General features: G+C 70.1%; 25 protein-coding genes, 2 tRNA genes and 1 other RNA gene. 7 read left to right on the top strand and 21 right to left on the bottom strand.

Annotation, left to right across the window (positions count from 1 at the left end; translation table 11 throughout):
* Position 1: 1 nt before the first annotated feature.
* From mltG to O9255_RS00400, 10 genes are all read right to left on the bottom strand, one after another.
* Positions 2–1,033 carry an endolytic transglycosylase MltG gene (mltG, locus tag O9255_RS00355; RefSeq protein WP_297864844.1) on the bottom strand — a complete coding sequence of 344 codons (1,032 nt, stop codon included), beginning with the start codon at positions 1,031–1,033 and terminating at the stop codon, positions 2–4.
* Positions 1,033–1,821: an aminodeoxychorismate lyase gene (gene pabC, locus O9255_RS00360; protein WP_297864845.1), complete on the bottom strand. Its 789-nt coding sequence runs from the start codon at positions 1,819–1,821 to the stop codon at positions 1,033–1,035. Before pabC ends, mltG begins: the two co-directional genes overlap by 1 nt.
* The gene (locus tag O9255_RS00365) at positions 1,811–3,232 is read right to left on the bottom strand and encodes an aminodeoxychorismate synthase component I (protein ID WP_297864846.1); all 1,422 of its coding nucleotides are present in this window, start codon (positions 3,230–3,232) and stop codon (positions 1,811–1,813) included. The genes pabC and O9255_RS00365 overlap by 11 nt, the downstream gene beginning before the upstream one ends.
* Before the next feature lie 4 nt (positions 3,233–3,236).
* A complete protein-coding gene (gene fabF / locus O9255_RS00370) occupies positions 3,237–4,475 on the bottom strand; it encodes a beta-ketoacyl-ACP synthase II (RefSeq protein WP_297864847.1) in 1,239 nt (412 codons plus the stop codon).
* 94 nt (positions 4,476–4,569) lie between these two features.
* Positions 4,570–4,809 (bottom strand): acyl carrier protein, encoded by a 240-nt coding sequence (acpP, locus tag O9255_RS00375; protein ID WP_297864848.1) that lies wholly within the window; start codon positions 4,807–4,809, stop codon positions 4,570–4,572.
* A gap of 107 nt (positions 4,810–4,916) precedes the next feature.
* A complete protein-coding gene (fabG, locus tag O9255_RS00380) occupies positions 4,917–5,660 on the bottom strand; it encodes a 3-oxoacyl-ACP reductase FabG (protein ID WP_297864849.1) in 744 nt (247 codons plus the stop codon).
* Between the two features lie 57 nt (positions 5,661–5,717).
* Complete coding sequence (gene fabD, locus O9255_RS00385) at positions 5,718–6,659, bottom strand: ACP S-malonyltransferase (protein WP_297864850.1); 942 nt, start codon at positions 6,657–6,659, stop codon at positions 5,718–5,720.
* Positions 6,660–6,759: 100 nt separating this feature from the next.
* Positions 6,760–7,734 (bottom strand): beta-ketoacyl-ACP synthase III, encoded by a 975-nt coding sequence (locus O9255_RS00390; RefSeq protein WP_297864851.1) that lies wholly within the window; start codon positions 7,732–7,734, stop codon positions 6,760–6,762.
* Positions 7,735–7,904: 170 nt separating this feature from the next.
* The gene (rpmF, locus tag O9255_RS00395) at positions 7,905–8,099 is read right to left on the bottom strand and encodes a 50S ribosomal protein L32 (protein ID WP_297864852.1); all 195 of its coding nucleotides are present in this window, start codon (positions 8,097–8,099) and stop codon (positions 7,905–7,907) included.
* Positions 8,100–8,102: 3 nt separating this feature from the next.
* On the bottom strand, positions 8,103–8,636 hold the full coding sequence (locus tag O9255_RS00400; protein ID WP_297864853.1) for a YceD family protein: 534 nt from the start codon (positions 8,634–8,636) through the stop codon (positions 8,103–8,105).
* A gap of 144 nt (positions 8,637–8,780) precedes the next feature.
* On the opposite strand from O9255_RS00400, the gene O9255_RS00405 reads away from it, so the two are divergent.
* Positions 8,781–9,281 (top strand): hypothetical protein, encoded by a 501-nt coding sequence (locus O9255_RS00405; RefSeq protein WP_297864854.1) that lies wholly within the window; start codon positions 8,781–8,783, stop codon positions 9,279–9,281.
* Positions 9,282–9,299: 18 nt separating this feature from the next.
* Here the strand turns inward: O9255_RS00405 and O9255_RS00410 are convergent, their stop codons facing one another.
* The gene (locus O9255_RS00410; protein ID WP_297864855.1) at positions 9,300–10,859 is read right to left on the bottom strand and encodes a glycosyltransferase family 39 protein; all 1,560 of its coding nucleotides are present in this window, start codon (positions 10,857–10,859) and stop codon (positions 9,300–9,302) included.
* 31 nt (positions 10,860–10,890) lie between these two features.
* Here O9255_RS00410 and O9255_RS00415 point away from each other — a divergent pair, with 31 nt between their 5' ends.
* Genes O9255_RS00415 through O9255_RS00425 form a run of 3 tightly spaced genes read left to right on the top strand, consistent with a single transcriptional unit; the run spans position 10,891 to position 14,800 of the window.
* On the top strand, positions 10,891–11,850 hold the full coding sequence (locus O9255_RS00415) for a MoxR family ATPase (RefSeq protein WP_297864856.1): 960 nt from the start codon (positions 10,891–10,893) through the stop codon (positions 11,848–11,850).
* A 2-nt stretch (positions 11,851–11,852) separates the two neighbouring features.
* Positions 11,853–12,839: a DUF58 domain-containing protein gene (locus tag O9255_RS00420; RefSeq protein ID WP_297864857.1), complete on the top strand. Its 987-nt coding sequence runs from the start codon at positions 11,853–11,855 to the stop codon at positions 12,837–12,839.
* Entirely contained in the window at positions 12,836–14,800 is a 1,965-nt protein-coding gene (locus tag O9255_RS00425) for a DUF3488 and transglutaminase-like domain-containing protein (RefSeq protein ID WP_297864858.1), read from the top strand. Before O9255_RS00420 ends, O9255_RS00425 begins: the two co-directional genes overlap by 4 nt.
* Before the next feature lie 6 nt (positions 14,801–14,806).
* On the opposite strand, the gene O9255_RS00430 is transcribed toward O9255_RS00425, so the two are convergent.
* From O9255_RS00430 to dnaX, 4 genes are read right to left on the bottom strand one after another with little or no spacing between them, the layout of a single operon-like run.
* The gene (locus tag O9255_RS00430) at positions 14,807–15,151 is read right to left on the bottom strand and encodes a histidine triad nucleotide-binding protein (protein ID WP_297864859.1); all 345 of its coding nucleotides are present in this window, start codon (positions 15,149–15,151) and stop codon (positions 14,807–14,809) included.
* Positions 15,152–15,211: 60 nt separating this feature from the next.
* Positions 15,212–15,811, bottom strand: a complete 600-nt coding sequence (recR, locus tag O9255_RS00435; RefSeq protein WP_297864860.1) for a recombination mediator RecR — start codon at positions 15,809–15,811, stop codon at positions 15,212–15,214.
* 34 nt (positions 15,812–15,845) lie between these two features.
* Positions 15,846–16,175 (bottom strand): YbaB/EbfC family nucleoid-associated protein, encoded by a 330-nt coding sequence (locus tag O9255_RS00440; RefSeq protein ID WP_297864861.1) that lies wholly within the window; start codon positions 16,173–16,175, stop codon positions 15,846–15,848.
* A 3-nt stretch (positions 16,176–16,178) separates the two neighbouring features.
* A complete protein-coding gene (gene dnaX, locus O9255_RS00445; protein WP_297864862.1) occupies positions 16,179–17,939 on the bottom strand; it encodes a DNA polymerase III subunit gamma/tau in 1,761 nt (586 codons plus the stop codon).
* Between the two features lie 153 nt (positions 17,940–18,092).
* Between dnaX and O9255_RS00450 the strand changes: the two genes are divergently transcribed.
* Both O9255_RS00450 and ffs read left to right on the top strand, forming a co-directional pair.
* Positions 18,093–18,185, top strand: a tRNA-Ser gene (locus tag O9255_RS00450).
* Between the two features lie 37 nt (positions 18,186–18,222).
* An RNA gene (gene ffs / locus O9255_RS00455) (signal recognition particle sRNA small type) lies at positions 18,223–18,319 on the top strand.
* Here ffs and O9255_RS00460 read toward each other — a convergent pair.
* Together O9255_RS00460 and O9255_RS00465 are read right to left on the bottom strand one after the other, a co-directional pair.
* Positions 18,306–19,073 carry an MBL fold metallo-hydrolase gene (locus O9255_RS00460; protein ID WP_297864863.1) on the bottom strand — a complete coding sequence of 256 codons (768 nt, stop codon included), beginning with the start codon at positions 19,071–19,073 and terminating at the stop codon, positions 18,306–18,308. The two genes, ffs and O9255_RS00460, sit on opposite strands and share 14 nt — an antisense overlap.
* Entirely contained in the window at positions 19,070–19,804 is a 735-nt protein-coding gene (locus tag O9255_RS00465; RefSeq protein WP_297864864.1) for a 3-deoxy-D-manno-octulosonic acid kinase, read from the bottom strand. The genes O9255_RS00460 and O9255_RS00465 overlap by 4 nt, the downstream gene beginning before the upstream one ends.
* Positions 19,805–19,831: 27 nt before the next feature.
* Between O9255_RS00465 and O9255_RS00470 the strand changes: the two genes are divergently transcribed.
* Positions 19,832–20,878 carry a glycosyltransferase family 9 protein gene (locus O9255_RS00470; RefSeq protein ID WP_297864865.1) on the top strand — a complete coding sequence of 349 codons (1,047 nt, stop codon included), beginning with the start codon at positions 19,832–19,834 and terminating at the stop codon, positions 20,876–20,878.
* Here O9255_RS00470 and O9255_RS00475 read toward each other — a convergent pair whose 3' ends face one another.
* From O9255_RS00475 to O9255_RS00490, 4 genes are all read right to left on the bottom strand, one after another.
* Entirely contained in the window at positions 20,879–21,289 is a 411-nt protein-coding gene (locus tag O9255_RS00475; protein ID WP_297864866.1) for a DUF6165 family protein, read from the bottom strand. It abuts the gene before it with no gap.
* Positions 21,290–21,303: 14 nt separating this feature from the next.
* Positions 21,304–22,488, bottom strand: coding sequence for an acyltransferase (locus O9255_RS00480; RefSeq protein WP_297864867.1), 1,185 nt, complete (start codon positions 22,486–22,488; stop codon positions 21,304–21,306).
* A 47-nt stretch (positions 22,489–22,535) separates the two neighbouring features.
* Positions 22,536–22,626, bottom strand: a tRNA-Ser gene (locus O9255_RS00485).
* A gap of 99 nt (positions 22,627–22,725) precedes the next feature.
* Positions 22,726–24,723: a caspase family protein gene (locus O9255_RS00490; protein WP_297864868.1), complete on the bottom strand. Its 1,998-nt coding sequence runs from the start codon at positions 24,721–24,723 to the stop codon at positions 22,726–22,728.
* Positions 24,724–24,812: the final 89 nt, after the last annotated feature.

Here is a 24,812-nt window from a genome sequence, read left to right on the forward strand (position 1 = left end):
CTCAACGCCCTCCCAGCTGGTAGCGCACGACGGCGCGCCGGTGCTCGGCATAGGTGCGCGAGAACTGGTGGCTGCCGTCGCCGCGGGCGACGAAGTACAGCGTCTCGCCATCGAGCGGCTGCGCGGCGGCCATCAGCGCGGCGCGGCCCGGCATCGCGATGGCGTGCGGCGGCAGGCCGAAGCGCGTGTACGTGTTGAACGGGGTATCGGTTTCGAGGTCGCGGCGGCGCAGGTTGCCGTCGAAGGCCGCGCCGAGGCCGTAGATCACGGTGGGGTCGGTCTGCATGCGCATGCCGATGCGCAGGCGGCGCACGAACACGCCGGCGATCTCCGGGCGTTCGCTGGCCTTGCCGGTTTCCTTCTCGACGATCGAGGCGAGGGTCAGCAGTTGTTCGGGGGAATCGAACGGCAGGTTGGGTTGGCGCGCCGCCCAGGCGTCGGCCAAGGCCGCATCCATCGCGTCCGCGGCCTGGTCGAGCAGCGAAACCGTCGTTTCGCCCCGTGTGAACAGGTAGGTCTCAGGCAGGAAGCGCCCTTCCGCCGGCACGCCCTCGCGACCCAAGGAAACCATCAACTCGACGTCGTCGAGCGCCGAGAGGTCGTCCTCCAGCACCGCATCACGGGAGAGCGCGGCGCGAAGGTCGCGCATCGACCAGCCTTCGACGATCGTGAAGCGGTAGCGGATGACATCGCCACGCACGAGTTTCTCGATCAGCTGGCGCGGCGTCAGCGCCGGGTCGAGGGCGTATTCGCCGACCTGGATGCGCGGCAACGCCTGCATGCGGGTGGCGAGGACCTTCCATTCGAGGTCGTGGCCGGCCTCGACGCCGACAGCGCGCAGCTTGCCCAGCACCTGCACGAAGGAATCGCCGCGCGCGACGACAACCGTGGTGCCTTCCGGCGCTCCGGCTGGCGCATCGGCGAAGGCCTCGAAGTGCCGCCACGCGAAGTAGCCGCCGACGGCGATGACGAGGGCCAGCACGAGGCCGAGCTTGACCAGGAAGCGGAAGAGCTTGCGCAGCAGGGAACGCATCAGGACTCGCGGAAAGCGGGATGGGACGCCGCCAACGCGGCGCGGGCCTCGGCGAAGCCCACCGGCCGCGGATCGAGCGCTCGTGCGCCGCAGCGGCCGACCGGCAGGATACCCCGCACGGCATTGCTCAGCAGCAGCGCATCGACACGCGGCCACGCATCCATCGGCAAGGGCATCACGTGAAGCCCGCCCGACGGCGACCAGGTGTCCAGCAGCACGCCGCGCGCCACGCCGGCCACGCCGGCGCGATCGACCGGCGGCGTGATCCAGCGCCCGTCGAGTCGCGCGAACAGGTTGGCGCGCGTGCTGCAGGTGAGGAACCCGTCCACGTCGACCATGAGGCCGTCATCCAGTCCGCGCTCGGCGGCCTCGCGAGCGCCGAGCACCTGCTCGAGACGATTGAGGTGCTTCATGCCGGCCAACGCCGGCTGCACGCCAAGGCGAAGCGCCAGCACATCGACCGCGAGGGCTGGGGCCGCCGCCACCGGGGCGACCGATGCCGTGACGAGGAGGGTCGGCGCCGCACCGGGCGTCGGCGCGTAGCCGCGCGTGCCGGCGCCTCGCGTGAGGATCAACTTGATCACGCCCTCCGGCGAAGCCTGCACGGCATCGGCCAGCGCGGTGTCGAGCGCCACATCGGAAGGCATCGGGATGCCGAGCCGCGCTGCGCCGGCGAGCAGCCGCGCACGATGCCGGGGCCACCAGGGCAAGGTGCCCCGACACGCACGCATCGTCTCGAACAGGCCGTCGCCGTAGGCGAGGCCGCGGTCGATGGCCTCAGGCCCCATCGCCGTACCCCAGCGCGCGCAGCAGGCCGCGGGCCTTGGCACGGGTCTCCATCAGTTCCTTGTCGGCGCGCGAATCCACCACGATGCCCGCGCCGGCGCGGAAGGCCACGTCGCACCCGTCCGTCCACAGCGTGCGGATCAGGATGTTGAGGTCCATATCGCCGCCGGCATCCAGATAGCCCATCGCACCGGTGTAAGGGCCGCGGCCCTCGCCCTCCAGCTCGGCGATGATCTGCATGCAGCGCACCTTCGGGCAGCCGGTGATGGTGCCGCCGGGGAACACCGCCGCGATGGCCTGCCCGGCGGTCACACCGTCGCGCAGATCGCCGGACACGTTGCTGACGATGTGGTGCACGTGCGCGTAGCTCTCGACGCTCATCAGTTCATCGACGCGCACCGAGCCCGGCGCGCAGACCCGGCCGAGGTCGTTGCGCTCGAGGTCGATCAGCATCACGTGTTCGGCGCGTTCCTTCGGATGGCCAACGAGCTCGGCGATGCGCGCCGCGTCGTCATCGCCTTCGAAGCGCGGGCGCGTGCCGGCGATCGGCCGCGTCTCGATGCGCCGCCCGCGAATCGACACCAGACGCTCCGGCGAGGAACTCGCGACGCTGCCGCCGGGCAACGCGAACAGGCCCGCAAACGGCGCGGGGTTCGCCTGCCGCAGCGCGGCGTAGAGCGCGACGGGATCGGGGGCAGCCTCGAAACCCGCCCGCCAGCCGCGGGAAAGATTCACTTGGAACACGTCGCCGGCGCGCAGGTACTCGTGCACCCGCGCCACGCCGTCGAGGAAACGCTGGTCGGCGTCTTCGGTGAGCCTTGGTGGCTTCGGCAACGCGCTGGCCGCCTGCAGCGAATCCCCGGCCGGTCGCAACCCATCGACGACGTTCGCGATGCGCGCCAGCCATGCCTCATGCCCGGGCAGCGCCACGGCGAGACAGCGACCGCTCGCGCGATCGCGAAGCACCGCCGCCGGGCAGAACAGGGCCGCGGCCACGGGCAAGCCGCCGCGGAACGCCGGAAGGCGCAGGCTAGGTTCCACCTGCGCGGCGAGCTCGTAGCCGAGATAGAGCGCCCAGCCGCCGCGGTATGGCAGGTCGGCCGCCCCGGCGTCGAGCACGTCGTCAGCGCCCTCCCGGCAGGCGGCGATGCGAGCCAAGCGATCGCGCAGTTCCGATTGGGCGTGATCGAGGACCTCGAGGAAACGACCGGCGACGGCATGCCCGCTTTCGCGCCGCGTCACGCCGTCCGCACCCAAATAGAGCCCGCTCTCGCCACCGGCCAGCAACAGGTCCCAGCGCGCCTTGCCGCCCTGGGCTGCCGATTCCAACAGCAGCGGAAACTCCTCCGGCGCGGCGCGCTTCAGCGCGAGCAGGTCGAGGCCCGCGGGCAATTCGCGGACCGTCGCGCTCATGGCGTCACAGGCGGCGGAACACCAGCGTGGCGTTGGTGCCGCCGAAGCCGAAACCGTTCGACACGACGAGGTCGAGCTTGGCGTCGCGGGCGACGTTGGGCACGTAGTCGAGGTCGCAGCCCTCGCTCGGGTTCTCGAGGTTGATCGTCGGCGGCACGACGTCATCGACCATCGCCATGATCGAGAAGATCGCTTCGACGCCGCCCGCGGCACCCAGCAGGTGGCCGGTCATCGACTTCGTCGAGCTGACCATCATCTTGTAGGCGTGGTCGCCGAAGGCGCGCTTCATCGCCAGCGTTTCCGCGAGGTCGCCGAGCGGCGTCGAGGTGCCGTGCGCATTGAGGTACTGCACGTCGGTGGCGTTGGCCTTGGCATCCTTCAGCGCGGCCGCCATGCAGCGCGCCGGACCTTCGCCGCCCTCGCTGGGCGCGGTCATGTGGTACGCGTCGGAGCTGGCGCCGAAGCCGACAAGCTCGCAATAGATGCGCGCACCGCGGGCCTTCGCATGCTCGTACTCTTCAAGCACGAGGATGCCGGCGCCGTCGCCGAGCACGAAGCCGTCGCGGTCCTTGTCCCAGGGGCGCGAGGCACGGGTCGGATCATCGTTGCGCGTGGAGAGCGCGCGCATCGAGCAGAAGCCGCCGACCGAGGTCGGGGTGCAGCCGTGCTCGGCGCCACCGGCCACCATCACGTCGGCGTCGCCGTACTGGATCATGCGCATCGCCATGCCGACGCTGTGGTTCGCCGTGGCGCAGGCCGAGACAGCGGAGAAATTCGGTCCCTTCAGGCCCTTGATGAGCGAAAGCTGGCCCGGAAGCATGTTGATGATCGTGCTGGGCACGTAGAACGGCGAAACCTTGCGCGGGCCGCCGGTGTGCAGGTCGATGGCGGTTTCCTCGATGCCACGCACGCCGCCGATGCCCGAGCCGATCAGCGCGCCGATGCGCTCCGCATTCGCTTCGGTGATCGCCAGCCCGGAATCGTCCAGCGCCTGGAACGACGCGGCGAGGCCGTAGTGGATGAAGGTGTCCATCTTCTTCGCGTCCTTCGGCGGCACGATCGACTTGACGTCGAAATCGCGCACCTCACCGGCGATCTGCGCGGTGTAGGCCGAAGGGTCGAAGTGGGTGATGCGCCCGATGCCGGAGCGGCCGTTGCGGATGTTGTCCCACGCGCTGGCGAGGGTGTTGCCCACGGGCGAGACGATGCCCATGCCGGTGACGACGACGCGACGCTGGCTCATGAGGAGCACTCCTTGGATCGGATTCCGGCGGCGAGGTCCGCCGATAACAAAACGCCGCGCCCCGTGAAGGACGCGGCGCCTGACGCAATCGGGCTTACGCCTTGACGTGCGCCTTGATGTAGTCGATGGCCTGCTGGACCGACGTGATCTTCTCGGCTTCCTCGTCCGGGATCTCGCACTCGAACTCTTCCTCGAGGGCCATCACCAGCTCGACGGTGTCCAGCGAGTCGGCGCCGAGGTCGTCGACGAAGGAGGCCGTGTTGGTCACGTCCTCTTCCTTCACGCCCAGCTGTTCGATGACGATCTTCTTGACGCGCTCTTCGATGGTGCTCATGGGTCTTGATCCCTCCCGGGTATGCAACGTTTCAGACGCTTGTTGTCGGGGCGGGGCCGTGCGCGTCTAAGCAGCGGGCCGCCGGATTCAGGCTTGCGGGCCGGATTCTATGCCATGTGCATGCCGCCGTTGACATGCAGGGTTTCGCCGGTGATGTAGGCGGCCGCCGGGCCGGCCAGGAAGGCCACGGCCTCGGCGATGTCGCGGGGGCTACCGAGGCGGCCCAGCGCGATGTCGGCGAGCATCTTGGCCTTGGCCTCTTCCGGCAGGTCGCGGGTCATGTCGGTTTCGATGAAACCGGGTGCCACGACGTTGACGGTGATGTTGCGCGACCCGATCTCGCGGGCCATCGACTTCGAGAAGCCGATGATGCCTGCCTTGGCGGCGGCGTAGTTCGCTTGGCCGGCATTGCCGGTGACCCCGATGACGGAGGCGATGTTGATGATGCGGCCCTTGCGCGCCTTCATCATGCCGCGCATGACCGCCTTGCTGGTGCGGAAGATCGAGCTGAGGTTGGTGTCGATGATGGCGTTCCAGTCCTCGTCCTTCATCCGCATCAGCAGGTTGTCGCGGGTGATGCCGGCGTTGTTGACGAGGATGCCCACCGCGCCGAATTCCTTGGCGAGCGCATCAATGAGCGCCTCGACGGCAGTGCCGTCGGTGACGTCGAGCGCGCGCCCATGGCCGCCCAGCGGCTTGAGGCGTTCACCGATGGCCGCCGCACCGGACTCGGTGGTGGCCGTGCCGATGACGGTCGCACCCTTCGACGCGAGCAGGTCGGCGATCGCGGCACCGATGCCGCGGCTGGCACCGGTGACGAGGGCGATTTCACCGTTCAGTTCGTTGGACATGGCAATTCGGCGTAAGGATCAAGGAAAAGGGAACACCGCTGGTGCGCGCGGCGCGGCTCAGGCCGCGGGGCCACCCAGCGCAGCGTCGAAATCCGCGGGTGTCGAGGTCGACTTGCCGTCGATCGACTTGTCGATGCGCTTGGCGAGGCCAGTGAGCACCTTGCCGGGGCCACACTCGACGAGCGTGGTTGCGCCCATGCCGGCGAGCGCCTGCACGCAGCGCGTCCACTGCACCGGGAGGTAGAGCTGGCGCACGAGCGCCTCGGCGATGGCTTCGACCGAAGCGTGCACCGCAGCATCGACGTTCTGCACGACCGGGATCGACGGGGCGCGCCAGTCCAGGCCCGCCACGACCTGGGCCAGCCGGTTGGCCGCTTCGCGCATCAGCGGCGTATGCGACGGCACCGAAACGGCGAGCTTGACGGCCTTGCGCACGCCCCGCTCGGCCAGCAAGGCGATGGCGCGATCGACGGCCGCGGCATGGCCGCCAATGACGATCTGGCCGGGCGAGTTGTAATTGGCCGGCACGACCACTTCGGCATGGGCAGCGTCGGCGCAGGCGGCTTCGACCACCGCATCCTCGGCGCCGAGCACGGCGGCCATTGCGCCGGTACCGGCGGGCGCGGCGTCCTGCATCAGCTGGCCGCGCAGGCGCACGAGGTGGGCCGCGTCGCGGAGCGTCAGTGCACCGGCGGCCACGAGGGCGCTGTACTCGCCAAGGCTGTGCCCAGCCAGCGCGCGCGGCGTGGCGCCGCCGCGGGCCTGCCACAGTCGCCACACGGCGACGCTGGCGGCGAGCAGGGCCGGCTGGGTGTACTCGGTGCGGTTGAGCTGCTCTTCCGGGCCACCCTGCGACAGCGCCCAGAGATCCACGCCCGCACCGTCGCTGGCCTCGTCGAAGGTCGCGCGCACGCCGGGGTTCAGCTCGGAGAGTTCGGCGAGCATGCCGATGCTCTGCGAGCCCTGGCCGGGGAACACGAAGGCGAGCGGTGCAGTCATGCAGCGGGTCCGGAAAACGAGACGGGCGGCCATGATAGGGCCGCCCGCGCGAATCCGTCTGTACGAGGCGGTATGGCGCCGCCCCGCCGAGCCCGTGGGCTCAGTAGCGCATCAGCGCCGAGCCCCAGGTGAAGCCGCCGCCGAAGGCCTCCATCAGCACCAGCTGGCCGCGCTGCACCTTGCCCGAACGCACGGCTTCGTCCAGCGCCAGCGGCACCGACGCCGCCGAGGTGTTGCCGTGCTTGTGCACCGTGAGCACCACGCGGTCCATCGGCATGGCGAGGCGCTTGGCCGTCGCTTCGATGATGCGCAGGTTGGCCTGGTGCGGGATCAGCCAATCGAGCTGGGCCTTGTCGATGCCATTGGCCTCGAGGGCCTCGTCCACGACGCTGTCCAACGCCTTCACCGCGTACTTGAAGACGTCACTGCCCGCCATCAACACGCGCACGCCGGCGTTCTTCTCGTCGAGCTTGAAGCCCGCGGACACGCCGACCGGGTTGTACAGCAGCTCTTTCTTGCCGCCGTCGGAATGCAGGTGCGTGCTCAGGATGCCGGTCTCGGCGTCGGCCTTCAGCACCACCGCGCCGGCACCATCGCCGAACAGCACGCAGGTGTTGCGGTCCGACCAGTCGAGCATGCGCGTCAAGGTCTCGGAGCCGACGACCAGCACCGTCTTCGCCGCGCCCGAGCGGATGAACTTGTCGGCCGTGGTGAGTGCGAAAATGAAGCCCGAACAGGCGGCGTTGACGTCGAAGGCCGGGCAACCGTTGGCGCCGAGGCGCGCCTGCAGCAGGCAGGCCGAGCTCGGGAAAATGATGTCGGGCGTGGTGGTGCCCATGACGATCAGGTCGAGGTCGGCGCCCGTCACGCCGGCCGCCTCCATGGCGCGCAGCGCGGCCTGTTCGGCGAGGTCGACGGTGGTCTGGCCTTCGGCAGCGATATGGCGCTGCTGGATGCCGGTGCGCTCGCGGATCCACTGGTCCGAGGTCTCGACGATCTTCTCGAGGTCGGCGTTGGTGAGGATCTTCTCCGGCAGGTAGCTGCCGGTGCCAGCGATGCGCGAATAGACGGTCATTCTCGAAGGCTCCAGGGCACCCCGACGCCCTTCGCGGGCGTACGGTGGCGCAGAAAAACGAAACGCGACGGGGCGAACCGTCGCGTCATCGCAGCGTCACCCGAAGGGCCGCCGTTGGCAAGCCCTTCGAGGACAGTCTGAAGGCTGGCGCAGGGCGCCATGCCGGCCGATCACTCGGCGTCGGAAACCTTCGACTTGGTGTCGATCACCTTCTTGCCGCGGTAGAAGCCGTCGGCGGTGACGTGGTGGCGCAGGTGCGTCTCACCGCTGGTCGGGTCGGTGGCGAGCTGCTTGGCGGAAAGCGCATCGTGCGAGCGGCGCTGGCCACGACGGGACGGGGTGACGCGGGATTTCTGGACGGCCATGGGTCAATCTCCGAGGGTCTTGCGGCCTTTCAGCGCGGCGAGCGCGGCGAAAGGGTTGGTTCTGGGTTGTTCTTCTTCCACTTCGGCGGTGGCGTCGTTCCAGACCGCCTCCACTTCCGCACTGCCCGGCTTCACCGGGAAGGCCGGCACCGCGAGGATCAGTTCGTCCTCGACCAGCTCCAGCGGGTGCAACGTGCCATCCGGGCCCACCAGGGCGGGCTCGACCCCTTCCGGGAGCGCGGCCTCTTCCGATTCGTCGGCCAGCAGACCAAGCTGCTGCCGCGACGACACCGGGTACAGGAAGCGCTCGAGCGACCGCTGGCAAACCAGCGGCAACTCGGCCTCGGCGACGATGTCGATCGTCGCCAGACCGGAGAGATCACGCCCGAACTCGATCTCGTAGCGGCACTCGCCCTCGGTGTCCGCCAGCAGGCCGGCGAGCCGGGTGAAGGAGGACAGCGGGACGCGGCCGGTGAAGATACGCGCGGCGGAAACCATCCGCCATGCGTCCACCACGGAAAGCGAGGTCGCGGACATAAGCGCGCAAGGGTAAGGAGGGCCGCCCCCTGTGTCAAATCAAGGACCTGGGGCCGTTCAGACGCCCATCCCCCCGCGGCCCCGCGTTGCCCTGCGTGAAGCGCGGGGGGCACACTCGAGACCCGCCCTCCAACCCGGTTACGCATGGACTTCGGTTTTTCCACCTTCGCCCTCGTCGCCTTTGTGCTGGTCGCCGCCGTGGTGGGGATCGTCTACCGCGGGCGCCGGGTCCGCGAGCGGCGCCTGCGCGAACTGCTGGACCTCGCCGATGCCGTCCAGATCCTTCTGGCCCGCGCCAGCGAGCGCATGACGGCCTGGCGGAGCGTCGTCGGCCGGCTGGCGGGCGATCTGGGCTCGGGTGCACAACAGGCGCTGGACGGCGAGCCGCTGATCCGCGAAGCCAAACGCGACCTGCTGCAGCACCGCCTCTGGATCCAGTCGAACGGCCTGCGCGCCACCCGCCTCGAACTCGACGACGCCCGCGCTGCACTGCAGCGGGCCCACAACCGCCTCGCCGAACAGCTGGCCGCACTGGAATCCGCGGGCGACGCCCTCACCCAGGCCACTGATGCGGCCCATGAAGCCGCGCTGCGCGAACCCGCTTCATTGCGGCGCGCGACCGACGGTGAAGGCCCTCAAGCCTGAGGAGCGGGCGGCCCTGACCTAGCGGACGGGCGGCCGGGCGTCGCAGACGAGGTCGGTCGGCTCCATCGAGCCCGCGCGGCGGACGCCGCGGTACAGCCAGAAGCGCTTGCCACCGCCGGGACCATCGATCGTGGCGACGTACTCCACGGATTCGAACCATCGGCACGGGCGCGCCACCCACGCCGCGTGGTCGCGCTCCGGCGTCTCGGCGACCTCGAAGGCGATCCAAGCCCGCGTGCCGGGCGCGATCCGCGACAGCGCCGCTTCGTCGTAACCCCAGAGGGCGATCTGTGGCGCCCGGCCGTGCTTGTGGTTGTTCCAGTGGTCGAGCACGAACACCTCGGCGCGGTCACCGAGCGAGAAGCTGAGCTGGGCGGCGAGCATGAAGTGGTCGGCAACCACGACGTCGCTGGGCGCCAGTCGAGGCCGCAGCGAACTGGCGATCTCCTCCCAGCCGACGAAGTTGTCCGGATAGAACGCGGTCCCGGCGGTGCGTGCCGCCAGCTTCGGCGACGAAGGCAGGACGAAGGCCGCCAGCATCAGGGCCGTCGCACCCGCGGCCATGCCCGCTGCCCAAGGCACCAGACGCCCGGCCCAACGACTCCTTGCGGCATCAAGGGCGATCGGAAGCAAGGCCGCGGCCAACAGGTAGGCGGGAACGGGCCAGTGCAAGGAGAACCGCGCCTTGTCGACGAAGGGCGCGAGCAACGCGTAGAGCAGCCAGAGCCCGCCGCCGGCCAGTGCGACGAAACGCACGGCGGGCTTCGCCGCCCGGCGATTCGCCCACAGGGCCCAGCCGAACAGGCCGTAGAGCAGCGGCGTGGTGATCACCGCCTGCAGCAGCGGCTGCAACAGGCCTTTCGCGTTGAAGTGCCAGGGATGCCGTTCCACGAGTTGGAAGTGCAGGCCCGCACCCTGCATCTCGAGGTTGTACTGGATGATCGGCCACCAAGCCGCGGCACCGACAAGCAGCGCCAGCCAAAGGCCGGCATCCCCGCGCCGGCGCCACCCACCCGCCGCGAAGAATGCGGCGGCACCGACTAGCAGGATCGGGCCGAAACGGTAGTGGGTCAGTGCGCCGAGGGCGAGGGCGATCGCGAACTGTGCATAAAGCCGGCCTCGCGGCGCCTCGTCGTCATGCAGCAGGCCGGCACAGGCATCGAGGGCGAGCAGGGCCGCCAGCGTCATCAAAGCGTCGGGCAAGGCCATCACGCCCATCGGCATGAGCAGCGGGATCGGCAGGCTCCAAAGCCCCGCACGCCACGCCTGCTCGCACGTGCCCAGACGGCGCGCGATGCGGACCACCAGCCACGGGATCGCGGCACCGGCCAGGAGAAAGACGAGTCGCACGCCGAGCTCGCGAGGCAGCGGCAGCCCATCGAACAAGGCCGAACCCACCACCACGGCGGCGGCCGTGCCACCCGGCAGGTCGGAATAGGCCCACGCGGGATGCAGGGCCTCCCACGCGTAGAAGGCCTCGTCGCCGAACAGGGGCATGCTCGCGGCGAAGGCGAGTTTCGCGACCAGCAGCAGCGCCCAGAGCGCGATGAACTTCACGCGGGCCGACGAATCCGCCATGCGAGACTCGACGCCTTCCCCTGCAGCCGAAATGCCCATGCACGCTCCCCCGAAACCGGCCGCCATCCTACCTGTGGACACCCGCGCCGCCCTGGACGCGGCGATCGAGCAGGTGAACACGCTGGTGCTGGGCAAGCGGCGCGAGGTACGGCTGGCCTTCACCGCGCTGCTCGCGGGGGGGCACCTGCTGGTGGAAGACCTTCCCGGCCTCGGCAAGACCACGCTGGCGCGCGCACTGGCGGCAACGCTGGGCCTGGAGTTCCAGCGCATGCAGTTCACGGCCGACCTCCTACCCTCCGACATCCTCGGCGTGTCGGTCTACGACCAGAACGACCGCAGCTTCCGCTTCCATCCGGGCCCAGTGTTCACCCAGCTGCTGCTGGCCGACGAGATCAACCGCGCTCCGCCGCGCACGCAAAGCGCCCTGCTCGAAGCCATGGCCGAGCAGCAGGTCAGCGTGGATGGCGTGTCGCATCGGCTGCCGGCTCCGTTCTTCGTGATCGCCACGCAGAACCCCGTCGACCTCTCCGGCACTTTCCCGCTGCCCGACTCGCAGATGGACCGCTTCCTGCTTCGCCTGTCGATGGGCTACCCGGATGCCGAGGCCGAGCGCGCCATGCTTGCGGGCCGTGACCGGCGCCTGATGATCAACGAGACGATGCCGCGCCTCGGCGCCGACGACGTGCTCGCACTGCAGCGGGCCGTCGATGGCGTGCATGCCAGCGATGCGCTGCTCGATTACGTGCAACGGCTGCTGGTCGAAAGCCGTCGCCATGCCGGCGTGCGTGTCGGCCTGTCGCCCCGCGCCGGACTGGCCCTGCTGCGCGGCGCGCGCGCGCATGCGCTGCTGCTGGGCCGCGCCCACGCGCTGCCGGACGACGTGCAGGCCCTGTTCGCTTCGGTCGCCGCGCACCGCCTCGTAGCCGACGCGGAGGGCGATCGCCGCGACGCGCTCGCGGCCTCGATCCTGGGAGCGGTGGCGGTCGACTGACGATGCCGTCCCGGCCCGACGTGCTCGAGCGCATCGAGGACCGCCTCGCGCGGCTGCCCTTCGTACGCGGGCGGAAGCCCGAGCCGCTGCCGATCACCCTCGACCGCAAGCGCATCTACGTCTTGCCGACGCGGCAGGGCCTGCTGGTCGGCGTGCTGGTGCTGGGCATGCTGCTCGGCGCGCTCAACTACAACAACAACCCCGGCCTGATGCTGGCTTTCCTGCTGGCGGCGATCGTCCACAACGGCGTGGTGCTCGCGCACCTCCGGCTCTCCGGCCTGCGCATCACCGCGCTGCATGCCGAGCCGGTGCACGCGGGTGAATCGCTGGCGCTGAGGCTGCGCCTCGAATCCGGTAAACGGTCGCGCGAAGGGGTGCAGCTTCGCGCCGCGACCGGCGAGGCCGTGGACCTGCCCGCCAGCCTGCTCGTCACCGGCGCGGACGCCGAGGTCGAGCTGACGATCCCGACCGCGCGACGCGGCCTGATGGACCTCGGTCGACTGCGCCTGAGTACCACGCGCCCACTCGGCCTCGCGCGCGCCTGGAGCTGGTGGCGCCCGCAGCAGCGCGTTCTCGTCTACCCGGCGCTGGAGCGCAGCGGCCCGCCGTTACCGGGCACAGCCAGCGACGGCGCGCGACAGCCTCGCGCCCAGCGCAGCGGCGAGGACACCCACCACCTCCGCGACTACCGGAATGGCGACGCACCGCGCCAGATCGCGTGGAAAGCGAGTGCCCGACTCGAGCGCCTGATGGTCCGCGAGTACGAAGCCGGCGTTGCGCGCGACGTGATGCTCGATTGGCAGGCGCTGCGCCAACTGCCGCATGAGCAGCGCATCGCCCGGCTGGCGCGATGGGTGCTGGAGGCCGAACGCGAAGGCCGGCGCTATCGCCTGCAGATCCCCGGCACCACGCTGGGGCCGGCCCGCGGGACCGAGCATCGCCACGCCTGCCTGCGGGCGCTGGCCCTGCTGCCGGAGGCCGGCGCATGAGTGTTGCCCCTGCAGCCGCGCGCGCCCCCGTGCTGACCCCGTCGCTGCGACGCGCCGTGGTGGTCGCCGTGCTGGCCGCCGCCCTGCCCCTGCTGTTGCACCTGCCGGAGACGGTTGGCATGGGCATCGGCGCGGTCGCCCTGGTGTCGGGCTGGAGCGCTCTTCGCAAGCCGCTCCCGCTCGCGCTCCGCCTGCTGCTGGTCGTGGTGATCACCGGCGCCGTCCTGATGGGGTTCGGCTTCCGGGTGGGACGCGACGCTGGCAGCGCGCTGATGCTATCGATGCTGGTGCTGAAGCTGTCCGAGCTGCGCGAGTTCGACGACGCCAAACGCGTGGTCGCCTATGCCCTGTTCGCGCCGTTCGCCGCTTTCCTGCAGGACCAAGGGCCGATCACCCTCGCCCTCGGCCTGTTGGCCGCCATGGGCGTGCTGCTGGCCATGGGACGGTTGGCGGAAGCGCCGGCCGCGCCCAAGCCGTTGCGCCGCGAGCTTCCTGGACTGCTGCGTTCGCTGGCACTCGCCACGCCGCTGGCGCTCGTCGGCTTCTGGCTGTTCCCACGGTTGCCCACGCCACTCTGGGGCCTGCCGGAGAACGCCGTCGCCCGCACCGGCCTCAGCGAATCGATGGCCCCGGGCGACTGGATCGACCTGATGGGGAGTGACAAGCCGGCGTTCCGGGTGCGCTTCGACGGCCCGACACCGCCGAGCGAAACGCTGTATTGGCGGGGGCCGGTGCTGACACGCTTCGACGGGCGCGCGTGGACGCGCAGCGAATGGCTCGGCGGCTTCCCGGCACCGCCACTGCCCAGCGCACCGCCGACGGGCGGTGTCGCCTATACGCTGACGCTCGAACCCACCGATCGCCGCTACGTCTTCGCCCTCGAATCCCCGACGGGCTGGTCACCGGACCTCGAGCTGGGCTTCGATGCCACGCTGCGCAGTCGCACCCCCCTGCGCGCACTCAGCCAGCACCGACTGCGCGCGCTACCACCGCAGCCTTACGAGCCGATGCTGGATGGCAGCCTGCGGCAGAGCTTCCTGCGCTTGCCTGACGACTACAACCCGCGCACCCTGCAGCGCGCCCGCGAATGGCGCGATGCCGCCGTGGACGAGCGCGCCTACATCCGACGCATACTGGAATGGTTCAACGCGGAACACGCCTACAGCATCTCGGCGCCGCCGCTGGGGCGCCACACGGCGGACGAGTTCCTGTTCGATACGCGGGAAGGCTTCTGCGAGCACTTCAGCTCGGCCTTCGTGATCCTGATGCGTGGCGCTGGCATCCCCGCGCGCGTGGTCACGGGCTACACCGGCGGCGTACCGAACCGCGTCGGCGGCTACTGGGTGGTGCGACAGATGGACGCCCACGCGTGGAGCGAAGTGTGGCTCGACGGTGAAGGCTGGGTGCGCGTCGACCCGACCGCGGCCGTGGCACCGGAGCGCATCTACGACACGCTCGACGACATGCTGGGCACTGGCGGCTCGAGTGCAGGAGCCCTGCAGCCGGTGTTCGACATCGGTGACAGCCTGCGCGAGGCCTGGAACAACTTCGTGGTGCGCTACGACGCGCTGCGCCAAGCCGAGCTGCTGCAGAACCTCGGCTGGCGCGGCGCCGGTGCGACCCAGGTGGGGCAGGCCTTCGTCATTGCCGCCGGCATCGCCCTTGGCCTCACCCTGCTGGTGCTGATGTGGCCACCGAAGGGCGAACGTGACCCCCTGCTGCGCGCCTGGCGCGGGTTCCTCAGGCGCTGGGCGAAACAGGGGCTCGAGAAGCGATCGAACGAGACCGCCGAGGCCTTCCTCCAGCGCCTGCGCTCACGCGCGTCGACGGCCTCCGCTGCGGACGACGCGGAGAGCCTCGTGCGCCGGTTCATCGCGCAGCGCTATGCGCCGTCCAACACCGATACCAACCACGAGCGGGCGGCATTGATCGAGGCGCTCAAGCGCCATCGCCCGCGCTGAGCGGGTTCAGCCCGGCGGCCAGGCCATCGCCCGACCGGCCAGCAGGTGCAGGTGGATGTGGAACACCGTCTGGCCGCCGTCGCCATTGCAGTTCATCACCACGCGGTAGCCGTTCTCGGCGAAGCCTTGGGCCTTCGCCCAGCCCGCCGCGGCGAGCATCAGCCGGCCCAGGAGTTCCGCCTGCGCGGGCGACGCGTCGTTGAGGGTGGCAATGGGCTGTTTCGGGATGAACAGCACGTGCACCGGCGCCTTCGGCGCGATGTCGCGGAAGGCCAGCACGTGGTCGTCCTCGAAGACGATGTCGGCGGGAATCTCGCGGCGGATGATCTTGTCGAAAATCGTCTCGGGCATGGTCGGCTCCAACGGTCCGCCGCGAGCATGCCAGCGCGGCGCGGCGCGGAGTAGCCCGTCTCAGCCCGATGCTTCGCTGCGCTGCCCGAAGGCGTGCGCCAGCGTGCCGCGATCGACATACTCGAGTTCGCCGCCCAGCGGCAAACCCTGCGCGAGCCGGCTCGGAGTGACGCCGGCGGCGCGCGCCATCTGTGCGAGGTAGTGCGCCGTGGCTTCGCCTTCGACGGTGGGATTGGTCGCGATGATCATCTCCCGCACCTCGCCGGCGGCGAGGCGCGCGCCGAGGAGGTCGAGCCCGAGCTGGCGCGGCCCGATCCCATCCAGCGGCGAAAGCCGACCCTGCAGCACGAAGTACAGGCCGCGGTAGCCCGTGGCCTGCTCGATGGCGAGGCGGTCCGCCGGCGTCTCGACGATGCACAGCACGCTGCGGTCGCGCGAGGCGCTGGCGCAAATCGCGCAGACTTCGGCTTCGCTGAAATCCCGGCATTGCACGCAATGGCGGATGCGCTCGACCGCGGCTTGCAGGCGCTCCGCAAGCCGCGACGCGCCTTCACGGTCGCGCTCCAGCAGGTGGTAGGCCATGCGCTGGGCGCTCTTCGCCCCCACGCCCGGCAGCACGCGCAAACCCTCGATGAGCTGCTCGAGCAGGGGACTGCTCATGCGCCCGCCGTCCGCGTCCTCGCGCGCTTGGGGCTCACGCGCCGAACATGCCCTTCATCCCGGGCGGGATCGGCATGCCGGCCGTCGCCGCCGACATGCGCTTGCCGGATTCCTCGTTGACCTTCGCCACCGCGTCGTTCAACGCGACCAGCAGCAGGTCCTCGAGCATCTCGGCATCGCCGAGCGCCTGCGGATCGACATGCACCTTGCGGGCGTCGAACTTGCCGCTCAGCGTGACGCTGACCAGGCCGCCACCGGCACTGCCGGTGACTTCCAGCGCGGCCAGCTCGTCCTGCGCCTTCTTCATGTTGTCCTGCATGCGCTGCGCCATCTGCATGGCCTGCGCGATGTTGCCCTTGAACATGGCTTACTCCTCGATCGGTCGGATGGACCCGTCGACGAGCTTGGCGCCCTGCGCCATCAGCTGCTTCACGACGGGATCGGAAAGGAAACGCGCCTCGGCGTCCTGCTGGCGCTCGGATTTCTGCCGCTGCTGGCGGTCGAACAGCGTCTCGGCGCCGGAAGTCTCGCCACGCGGCGCATCAACGAAACGCAGCTGCGGCGGGCGGCCGTAAAGCGGCGCGAGCCCTTCGGCCAGGCGACGGACGCTGATGTCGGACTTCATCGCTTCGCCCTCGGGCAGCAGCGCGAGCGTGAGGCTGTCGGCATCGCCACTGACGAAGCGCGCATGCGCGGCCAGCTGGCCCGCAGGACCGCCAAGCGCCTGGCGCTGCAGCGCCGCCAACCAGTCTTCGTTCGAGGCGATCGGCGCCGACGCGGGCGTCGCCTCGACGACAGGTCGCTCGATCATCCGCGCCGCACTACCGTCCATCGACGCGGCTTCGACGAAAGGCGACGGCGTCGGCGGGCGGGGCGGCTCCACGGAACGCGGGGGCTCGACCGCGCGCGCGAACGGCGACGGCGGCGCCTTGCGTGGGGCCGGCGCATCGACGACCGGCACCGCGACGCTGCGCGAGACATCGGTGGCGGGCGGCCGCGCCGGATCGGTCGCGCGCTCGCCGCCGCGCGGCCCCGGCGCATCGCCAGCGGGCATCGGCTTGAACGCCAGCATGCGCAGCAACCCCATCTCGAAACCGACGCGCGGCGTCGGCGCCAGCGCGAGGTCGCGCGAGCCGTTGATCGCCATCTGGTACCAGAGCTGCACCAGTTCGGCCGGCACCTGAGTGGCCAGCGCCTCCGTATCCACGCCGTCGACGGCGCGCGCCGCTTCGGGCACGAGCTGCTTCACCTGAACGGCGTGCAGCGCCGCGGCCACGTCGTCGAGCACCTGGGCGTAGTCCGGCGAAAAAGCGGCCATCGCTTCGATCTGCGCGAGCAGCGATGGGCCATCGAAGGTCGCCAGCGCCGCCAGCAGCCCGCCGATGGCCTGATGGTCGAGCGTGCCGAGCATCGCGTGCACGGCCTCGGCGGTGAGTTGCCCGCCCGAATACGCGATGGCCTGGTCGAGCAGCGACAGGCCGTCGCGCAACGAGCCGTCCGCTCCGCGGGCGAGCAGGGCCAGTGCCGGCTCGTCGGCGGGAATGCCCTCGGCATCGACGATGCGGCGCATCTGGCCGTGGATCTGCTCCTGCTCCAGCCGGCGCAGGTTGAACTGCAGGCAGCGGCTCAACACCGTGACCGGCAACTTCTGCGGGTCGGTCGTGGCGAGCAGGAACTTCACGTGTTCCGGCGGCTCCTCCAGCGTCTTGAGTAGCGCGTTGAACGCGCTCTTCGACAGCATGTGGACTTCGTCGATCAGGTAGACCTTCACACGGCCGCGCGAAGGCAAGTACTGGGCGTTGTCGATCAGCTCGCGGACGTCGTCCACGCCGGTGTGGCTGGCGGCATCGATCTCGATCAGGTCGACGAAACGGCCGGCGTCGACATCGACGCAGACGTTGCAGACGCCGCAGGGGTCGGCGCCGCTGCCGCGCTCGCAGTTCAGCGACTTCGCGAAAATGCGCGAGATGGTGGTCTTGCCGACACCGCGGGTGCCGGTGAACAGGAAGGCATGGTGGACGCGGCCGGATTCGAGCGCGTTCGACAGGGCACGCACGACGTGCTCCTGCCCGACGAGTTCGGCGAAGCGCTTCGGACGCCACTTTCGAGCAAGAACGAGATAGGCCATGCCGCACCCCGGAAACCGACGGGCATTGTGCCAACCGGGCCGTCCCGGCGCCACGCGAATCCCCGTTCATTTGTGCCCTCGCCGCCCGGCCGGTATGATCCGCGGCTCCCTGAGGCAGGCCGGAGGCCGCCCAAGGGAGTGCAGCACGAGCGTGGACAGGTGTCCGAGCGGTTGAAGGAGCACGCCTGGAAAGTGTGTAAGCGGCTAAACCCCGCTTCGCGGGTTCGAATCCCGCCCTGTCCGCCACTTCGAAGCTGTTGAGCGGAACCCTCTATGGCGGCCCCGTTGGCGCCTCCGCGACGATAGGCTGAAAACCCCGCCAGGCCCGGAAGGGAGCAACGGTATCGGCTGATTCGGGTGCCGGAGTCACGCTGGCGGGGCCGTCACCCGCTCCGCCGTCGGCGCCTGCAGCGCCAGCCGCTCCCCCGCCCTCGCCACCCGCTGGCCGCGCGCGCGCATGGCCTCGCCGTCGGCGTCGCTCGCATAGTGGTAGAGCACGCAGCGGGCCATCAGCTCACGCGGGTACTCCCGCTCAAGGTCGTCCAGACCCGAATGCGACGGATTGCCGTGCAGCCCGCAGTCGTGCGCGATCACCTCGCCATCGTCAGCCACCGCGGCCAGCACCTCCGGGATGGGCCGTGTGTCGCCGGTCCACACCACGCTGCCGCGCAGGCGCAGGCCGAAGGCGGTGTCGGGGCGGTGATGGCGAACGGGGAAGACGTCGAACCGCCAGCCGGCGTGCCAGAACGACTCGCTCACCGGCACCAACTGGAACGCGTCCCAGAAGTTCGCACCACCCTCGGCGAGCACGCCGGGATAGTCCGCAAGCCGCCGCTGCAGGTGCGGCACCACGGGCGCCGGCACGTACAGCCGCACCCGGCCGCGCAGGGCCGGATCGAAATACGCCGAATAGAACAACCGCTCGAGGCCGGCAACGTGGTCCATGTGCACATGGGTGATGAACAGCGCCTCGGGCAAACGACCGTAGGTGGCGAGGAAGGCGCTCAGCGCTTCCTGCCCGCAATCGATCATCAGCAACGGCGCGCCATCGCGCTCGATGACGGCGGAGGCTGCGCCGAGCACGGGGGCCGCGCCGGCATTGCCCACGCCCAGCAGGTGGAGCGTCCAGGTCATCGCGCCGCTCCGTTCGAGACCATCGCTTCGCGCCACGCCGCGCGCAATCGCGCCATGCCTTGGCCGATGCGCGCCGGGTCCACGTGGCGCCGGTACTTCAGTAGCGAACGCTCGAGGCGGGCGATCTCGTCCTCGCACCACCGCCCCGGTGCGTGGCCCGACGTACCGCGGTCCCAGTCGATCAGCGTGATGCCACCGTCCGTCCGCTGCAGCACGTTTCGCGCATTGAGATCGGGATGGTGCGCCCCGAAGCGGTGGAACCGGGCCAAAGTGGTGCCCACGGCCTCCCACGGCGCACTCGCGACGTCCTCGTGCACCAGACTCATCAGGTCGGCACGGACCGGCACGCGCGCCATCAACAGCGCCGCACGATAGAAGAAGCCCTCACGCCACCACGCCCCCGCGATGGGCGCAGGCACCGGCAGGCCCGCGGCCACCAAGGCCTCGAGCAAATCGACCTCGCGCACGCAGCGTGCGTGACGCTCGCCCAGCCACAGGTAGTGTCGCGTGCTGAGCCGCGCCATCAGGCCGCCGCGACGGTAATGGCGCAGCACGCCGGCGCCGAACGGCCCTTCGACATACCAGGCGTCGCCGCGGCCACCGACGCCGATCGGCAGGGCGTTCGCGCCATAGCGCGACACATCGAACCACTCGGCTCGCGCACGCTCGCGCCATGCCGTGGCGGCATGCAGCTGGAGCGCAGGTTGGCTGGCGGGCGCGGACGTTATCATCCGCGGCAGTCTAGCAAGGCCCTTCCCGTGCCCTCTCCGCCCGCTTCCGTCTGCATCCTGCGGCTGTCCGCACTTGGCGATGCCACGCACGTCGTGCCCGTGGTCCGGACGCTGCAACGCCATCGCCCCGACATCGCCATCACCTGGATCATCGGCAAGGCCGAGGCGGCGATGCTGAAGGGGCTCGAGGGCGTGGAGTTCGTGGTCTTCGACAAAAAGTCGGGCTGGCCGGGACTGAAGCAACTCCGTGCGACGCTCGCTGGACGTCGATTCGATGCCCTGCTGCAGATGCAGCTCGCCTTCCGCGCGAACGTGCTGTCGACGTTGGTGCGCGCAGACCGCCGCATCGGCTACGACGCCGCGCGCAGCAAGGAAGGCCACGGGCTCGTCGTCAACGAGCGCATCCTTCCCGGGGGCCACCATGTGCTGGATGCCTTCGGGCAGTTCGCGGAAGCCCTCGGATGCCCCCAGGACCGCGTCGAATGGCGCCTGCCGGTGCCGGACGAGGCCCACGACTGGGCTTCGGCGCAGCTTCCCGGCGAGACGCCCACCCTGCTGGTCTCGCCCTGCTCCAGCCATCGACTGCGCAACTGGCGAGCCGAGCGCTACGCCGCGGTCGCCTCCCAAGCGCTGGCGCGCGGCTGGCGCGTGGTGCTGTGTGGCGGGCCAAGCGCTCTGGAGCGCGAGGTCGGCGATGCCATCCTCGCGGCCATGACCGGGCGCGAGCGCGTCCTCGACCTCATCGGCAAGGACACGTTCAAGCGCTTCCTCGCACTTTGCGGGCGCGCCTCGATCCTGCTCGGCCCCGATTCCGGGCCGGTGCACATGGCGAATGCGATGGGCTGCCGCGTCATCGCCCTGCACGCCTGCACCGATGCCGAGCGCAGCGGTCCGTACTCCGACCGCCGCTGGTCGCCGAACCGTTATGCCGAGGCGGCGGAGCGCTTCCTGCGCAAGCCCGCCACGGCGCTGCCCTGGGGCAAGCGCGTCGAGTTCGAAGGGGTCATGGACCTCATCGGCATTGACGAGGTCATCGAGCGTTTCGAGGCCTGCGCTGCCGACCTCGGGCGCTGATCAGCGCGCCGCGCCGGGCACCTTGTAGTCCTCGTAGCTCTTCTCCTCGACATAGGTCGAGCCGAGCGCGAGGTTGATGTCCTTCTTCACCTTGGCGCGCTCGTCGTTCTCGAAGTAGACGGCACGGGCGAGGCGGATGAATTCCTGGTCGAAGGCCTGCGCCTTCTCCTTGATGCGGATGTCGTCCTCGATCACCCACAGGCGCTCGTTGACCGCCTTCAGGGCCACGAGGAGCGCGGCGATGTCGACCCGCGATGCCGGATGCGCCGCCCAGGTCGCGCGCAGCGCGTCGAGCTCGCGGCGGATGTTGACCAGCTTCGCCTCATCGCGGATCCGCTCGGACTTGATCTCGAGGATGGCGATCTTGTCGAGCAGTTCGCCGAACGACACCGGCACGCTGATCTCGGACATCGGGAGTACTCCGTTCACGGGGCGCGCAGTTTAGCGCGGCGGCGCTCCCGCCAGCGTCGGGCGGCGGCGAGGACGGGGCGCTCGATGGCCCACCAGGACAGGGCCGCGACGGCCAGCGAGACGAGCAGGCTGGCGACGACGTAACCCGCCAAACCCCAGGTCGGCGGGACGTAGCCGCCGAGGGCCGCGCGCAGCGCCCACTGCACCGGGTAGTGCCACAGGTAGAGGCCGAAACTGACCGTGCCCAGCGCGACCAGCGGCGCGCTGCCCAGCGCGCGCGCGACCCGGCCCTCCGGGGCACGCACCAGCGATACCAGCAGCACCGCGACCGGCGCGGCGGTGAACAAGGGCCAGAACCATGTCCAAACGCGCGCATCGATGATTCCAACGTATGCGCGATCGCCGCCGAGTTGCGGCAGCAGCACCAGCACGGCGAAGGCCAGCAGGGCCAAGGCATCAGCCCACAGGGGCGCCCGAGCGGCGCCGAGGGACTCCTGAGCCATGCCGCCACGGCCTTTGCGCTCTCCAGTCGACATCCACCGCGCCAGGGCCATGCCCGCGACGAACTGCACCAGCCGGCCCGGCAGGTGCTCCGACCAACCGATGCGCTGTTCGATGGCCGTGACGTCATGCATCGCGAAGCGCCACGCCACCGCGAGGATCGCCGCGCCGAGCAGCAGCCCGAGCATCCGCCGCGATGCCCCCCACGCCCACCAGAGCAAGGGCAGGACCGCATAGAAGCCCGCTTCCACGGGCAAGCTCCACCACGGCCCCAGATGCGCCGGCATCCAGGGCCAGGCGTTGAGCCAGAGGGCCACATGGGCCAGCGTCTCGCCGTTCGACGCGGGCGTCCACGCGATGGCGGGCGTCAGCAAGACGGCGGCGGCCGGCAGGGCGAACACCGCCAATTGCGCGTAGTAGGCCGGAAGGATGCGCGCCACGCGCATCAGCGCGAAGGCAGTCCAGTCGGGGCGCCGTTCCCCACCCGCGAGTTCATCTCCAAGCCCACGGGCCAACAGGAACCCCGACAGCACGAAGAACACGTCGACGCCCAGCCATCCCGCGCCTAGCAGTGCTGTCATCGGTGCAGGCAGCCCAGCCCCGGCGGCACCCGACAGTGCCCAGGCGTGGAAGACGAGGACCCAGAGCGCGGCGAGTCCGCGGAGTCCGGTCAGGGCGGGCAGGCGGCGGTCGTTCATGGCGCGGAAAAACGAAAAGCGCCCCAAAAGGGGCGCCTTTCCTGATCTGGCGGAGAGGGAGGGATTCGAACCCTCGGTACGCTATAAACGTACGCCTGATTTCGAGTCAGGTACAATCGACCACTCTGCCACCTCTCCGGTGGTCTCTCGGCCGCGGTGGTGCAGCGGCTGATCGAGCCGCGCATCTTACAGCCTCCCCTCGCCTCGCGCCAGCCCTGCCGCGACGGGCCGCAAGGCTCAGCGCCCTCCCGCCGACGCGCCCGCGCCCCGCGCCTGCAGGACGAAGGTGCCGCTCTGGTGGCCGGCGAAGCGGATCGGGGCGAACTGGGGGTCCTGCACGACGCTGGCATCCAGCGTCGCCAGCGCGAGCGAGGCGGAGACGTCCTGGAACAGCCGCGTCGCCTCGAGCACGCCGCGATTGTCCTCGAGCACGTTGAGGAAGGCGCGGGCGAAGTAGCTGTGCCCGCTGGGACCCGTGTCCGGCACCGGCTGGACGCCCCCCGAGGTCAGGGCGAGGCGGGAACGCCCGGCCGTGGCCTCGCGAAGCCAACGGCCGAGGCCGGCGGCATCGAGGCTGGCATCGGCGATCGGCACCGACGCGCGCGTCATCGTGCCGGAGTAGCAGGAATCGGCCACCACGAGCACGCGTTTGGCGGGCAAGGTGTCGAGCACTTCGCTCAGCGCGCGGTTCGAAATCCACGATTCCGAACGGCCGGACAGGCCATCCACCGGCACCCAATGGCCCTCACCGGAATCCGAGAGCTCGCCATGGCCGGCGTAGTAGATCAACAGGTTGTCGTTCTCGCCGAGCGTCTTGCGCAGGGCATCGAGGGCGGTGAGCGTCTCGAGCCGCGAGGCGTTCAGCAGCAGCCGCGTCTCGAAGCCGTAGCGCTGCTCCAGCAACCGCGCCACCGCCGTCGCGTCCTTGGCCGCGCTGCGGAGGTCCGGGTAATCGGGATTGCCGTAGCGGTCGTTGCCGATGACCACCGCGTAGTAGCGGCCCAGCGCGGCGTTGGGCGACGTGGTCTCGGCCGCGGCGATGGCCGAGCCACCGCCGGCCGTCATCAGGGTGAACTCGAGCGTGGCAACGCCACCATCGGCCTTGGTCGCGCTGACTTTCACCGGCGTGCCCGCCTCCGCTGCCTGCAACTTGGCCTGGAACAGGCCAGCGCTGCTGAGCGGCACGTCGGTGCCATTGATGGTGACGCTCTTGACCTCGCCCGCACCGGCCACGCGACCCGTGATCGTGCGTTCGCCAGGGCCGCCACGCACTACCGCGGCAGGTCGGCCGCGCATCGCCACCAGCGGCGGGTCGATCAGTTCGAGACGCGCGGCCATGCCGCCGCCCGCGCCGACCTGGCGCTCCAGCCCGGCGATCAGGTTACGCTGGCGACCGATCTGCGATTCCTGCTCGGCCAGCGTGTTTTCCAACAGGCGTTGCAGCGCCGGGTCCTCGGCTTGTTTCGCCGCCTCGAGCTTCTGCCGTGTGTCCGCGAGTTCAGCGCGTGCGCTGGCGAGGGCGGCACGTCGCTCGGCCAGCTGCGACCGAAGCCGAGACACTTCCGCGCGCAGGGCTTCGGCCGCGGCCTGCTCCCGCGCGACATCCTGCTCGAGGCCCTCGATGCGCTGGTCACGCTGGTCGATTTCGACCTGCACCACCGAGGCATACAGCAATTCATCCTCGATGCCGGCGCCCTGCCGGTAGAGGTTCACCGCCTTCGCCGCGTCGCGCTCGACACCAAGGCCCTCCTCGTACAACCAGCCAAGGTTGATCATGGCGCGCTTGTCGCCCTGCTCCGCCGCCTTCTTGAACCACTGGAAGGCCATGCCGAAGTCGGGTTCGATGCCGAGTCCTTTGGCATAGATCTCCCCGACAGCGTTCTGTGCTTCCGCACTGCCGCCCATCGCTGCATCCAGCCACACCTTCAGCGCGGTCTGGTAGTTCGCGCGGTCGTAAGCGACGTACTCGCCGCCGCGGATCTCGCAATCCGCCTGCGTGGTGCGGATCGGCCGGCGCGCGCTCATGAAGCTGGCCTGCCGGCCAAGCTGGCGGATCTGCCCCGGCAGCAGGCAATCGACGACCAGGAGATCCTCGGCATTGCGGACGCTGGGGCCGTCCTGGGCCGCCACGGGCGCGGAGGCGCCGGCCGCCAGTGAAACGAGGAACACCGCGAGGGCGGATGCGAGTCGGGACGAGGTCGGGACGCGGGAAACACGGGCAGGACGACCGGCCATGGGGCCTCCGGGCAGTTGCCGGACGCGGCCGGCTTCGTAGCTATACTCGTGGCCACGTGTATACACGCCCGCATGGGGAAATGCGACGC

This window comes from Silanimonas sp. (assembly GCF_027530345.1).
In the GTDB taxonomy this organism is placed as follows: domain Bacteria; phylum Pseudomonadota; class Gammaproteobacteria; order Xanthomonadales; family Xanthomonadaceae; genus Silanimonas.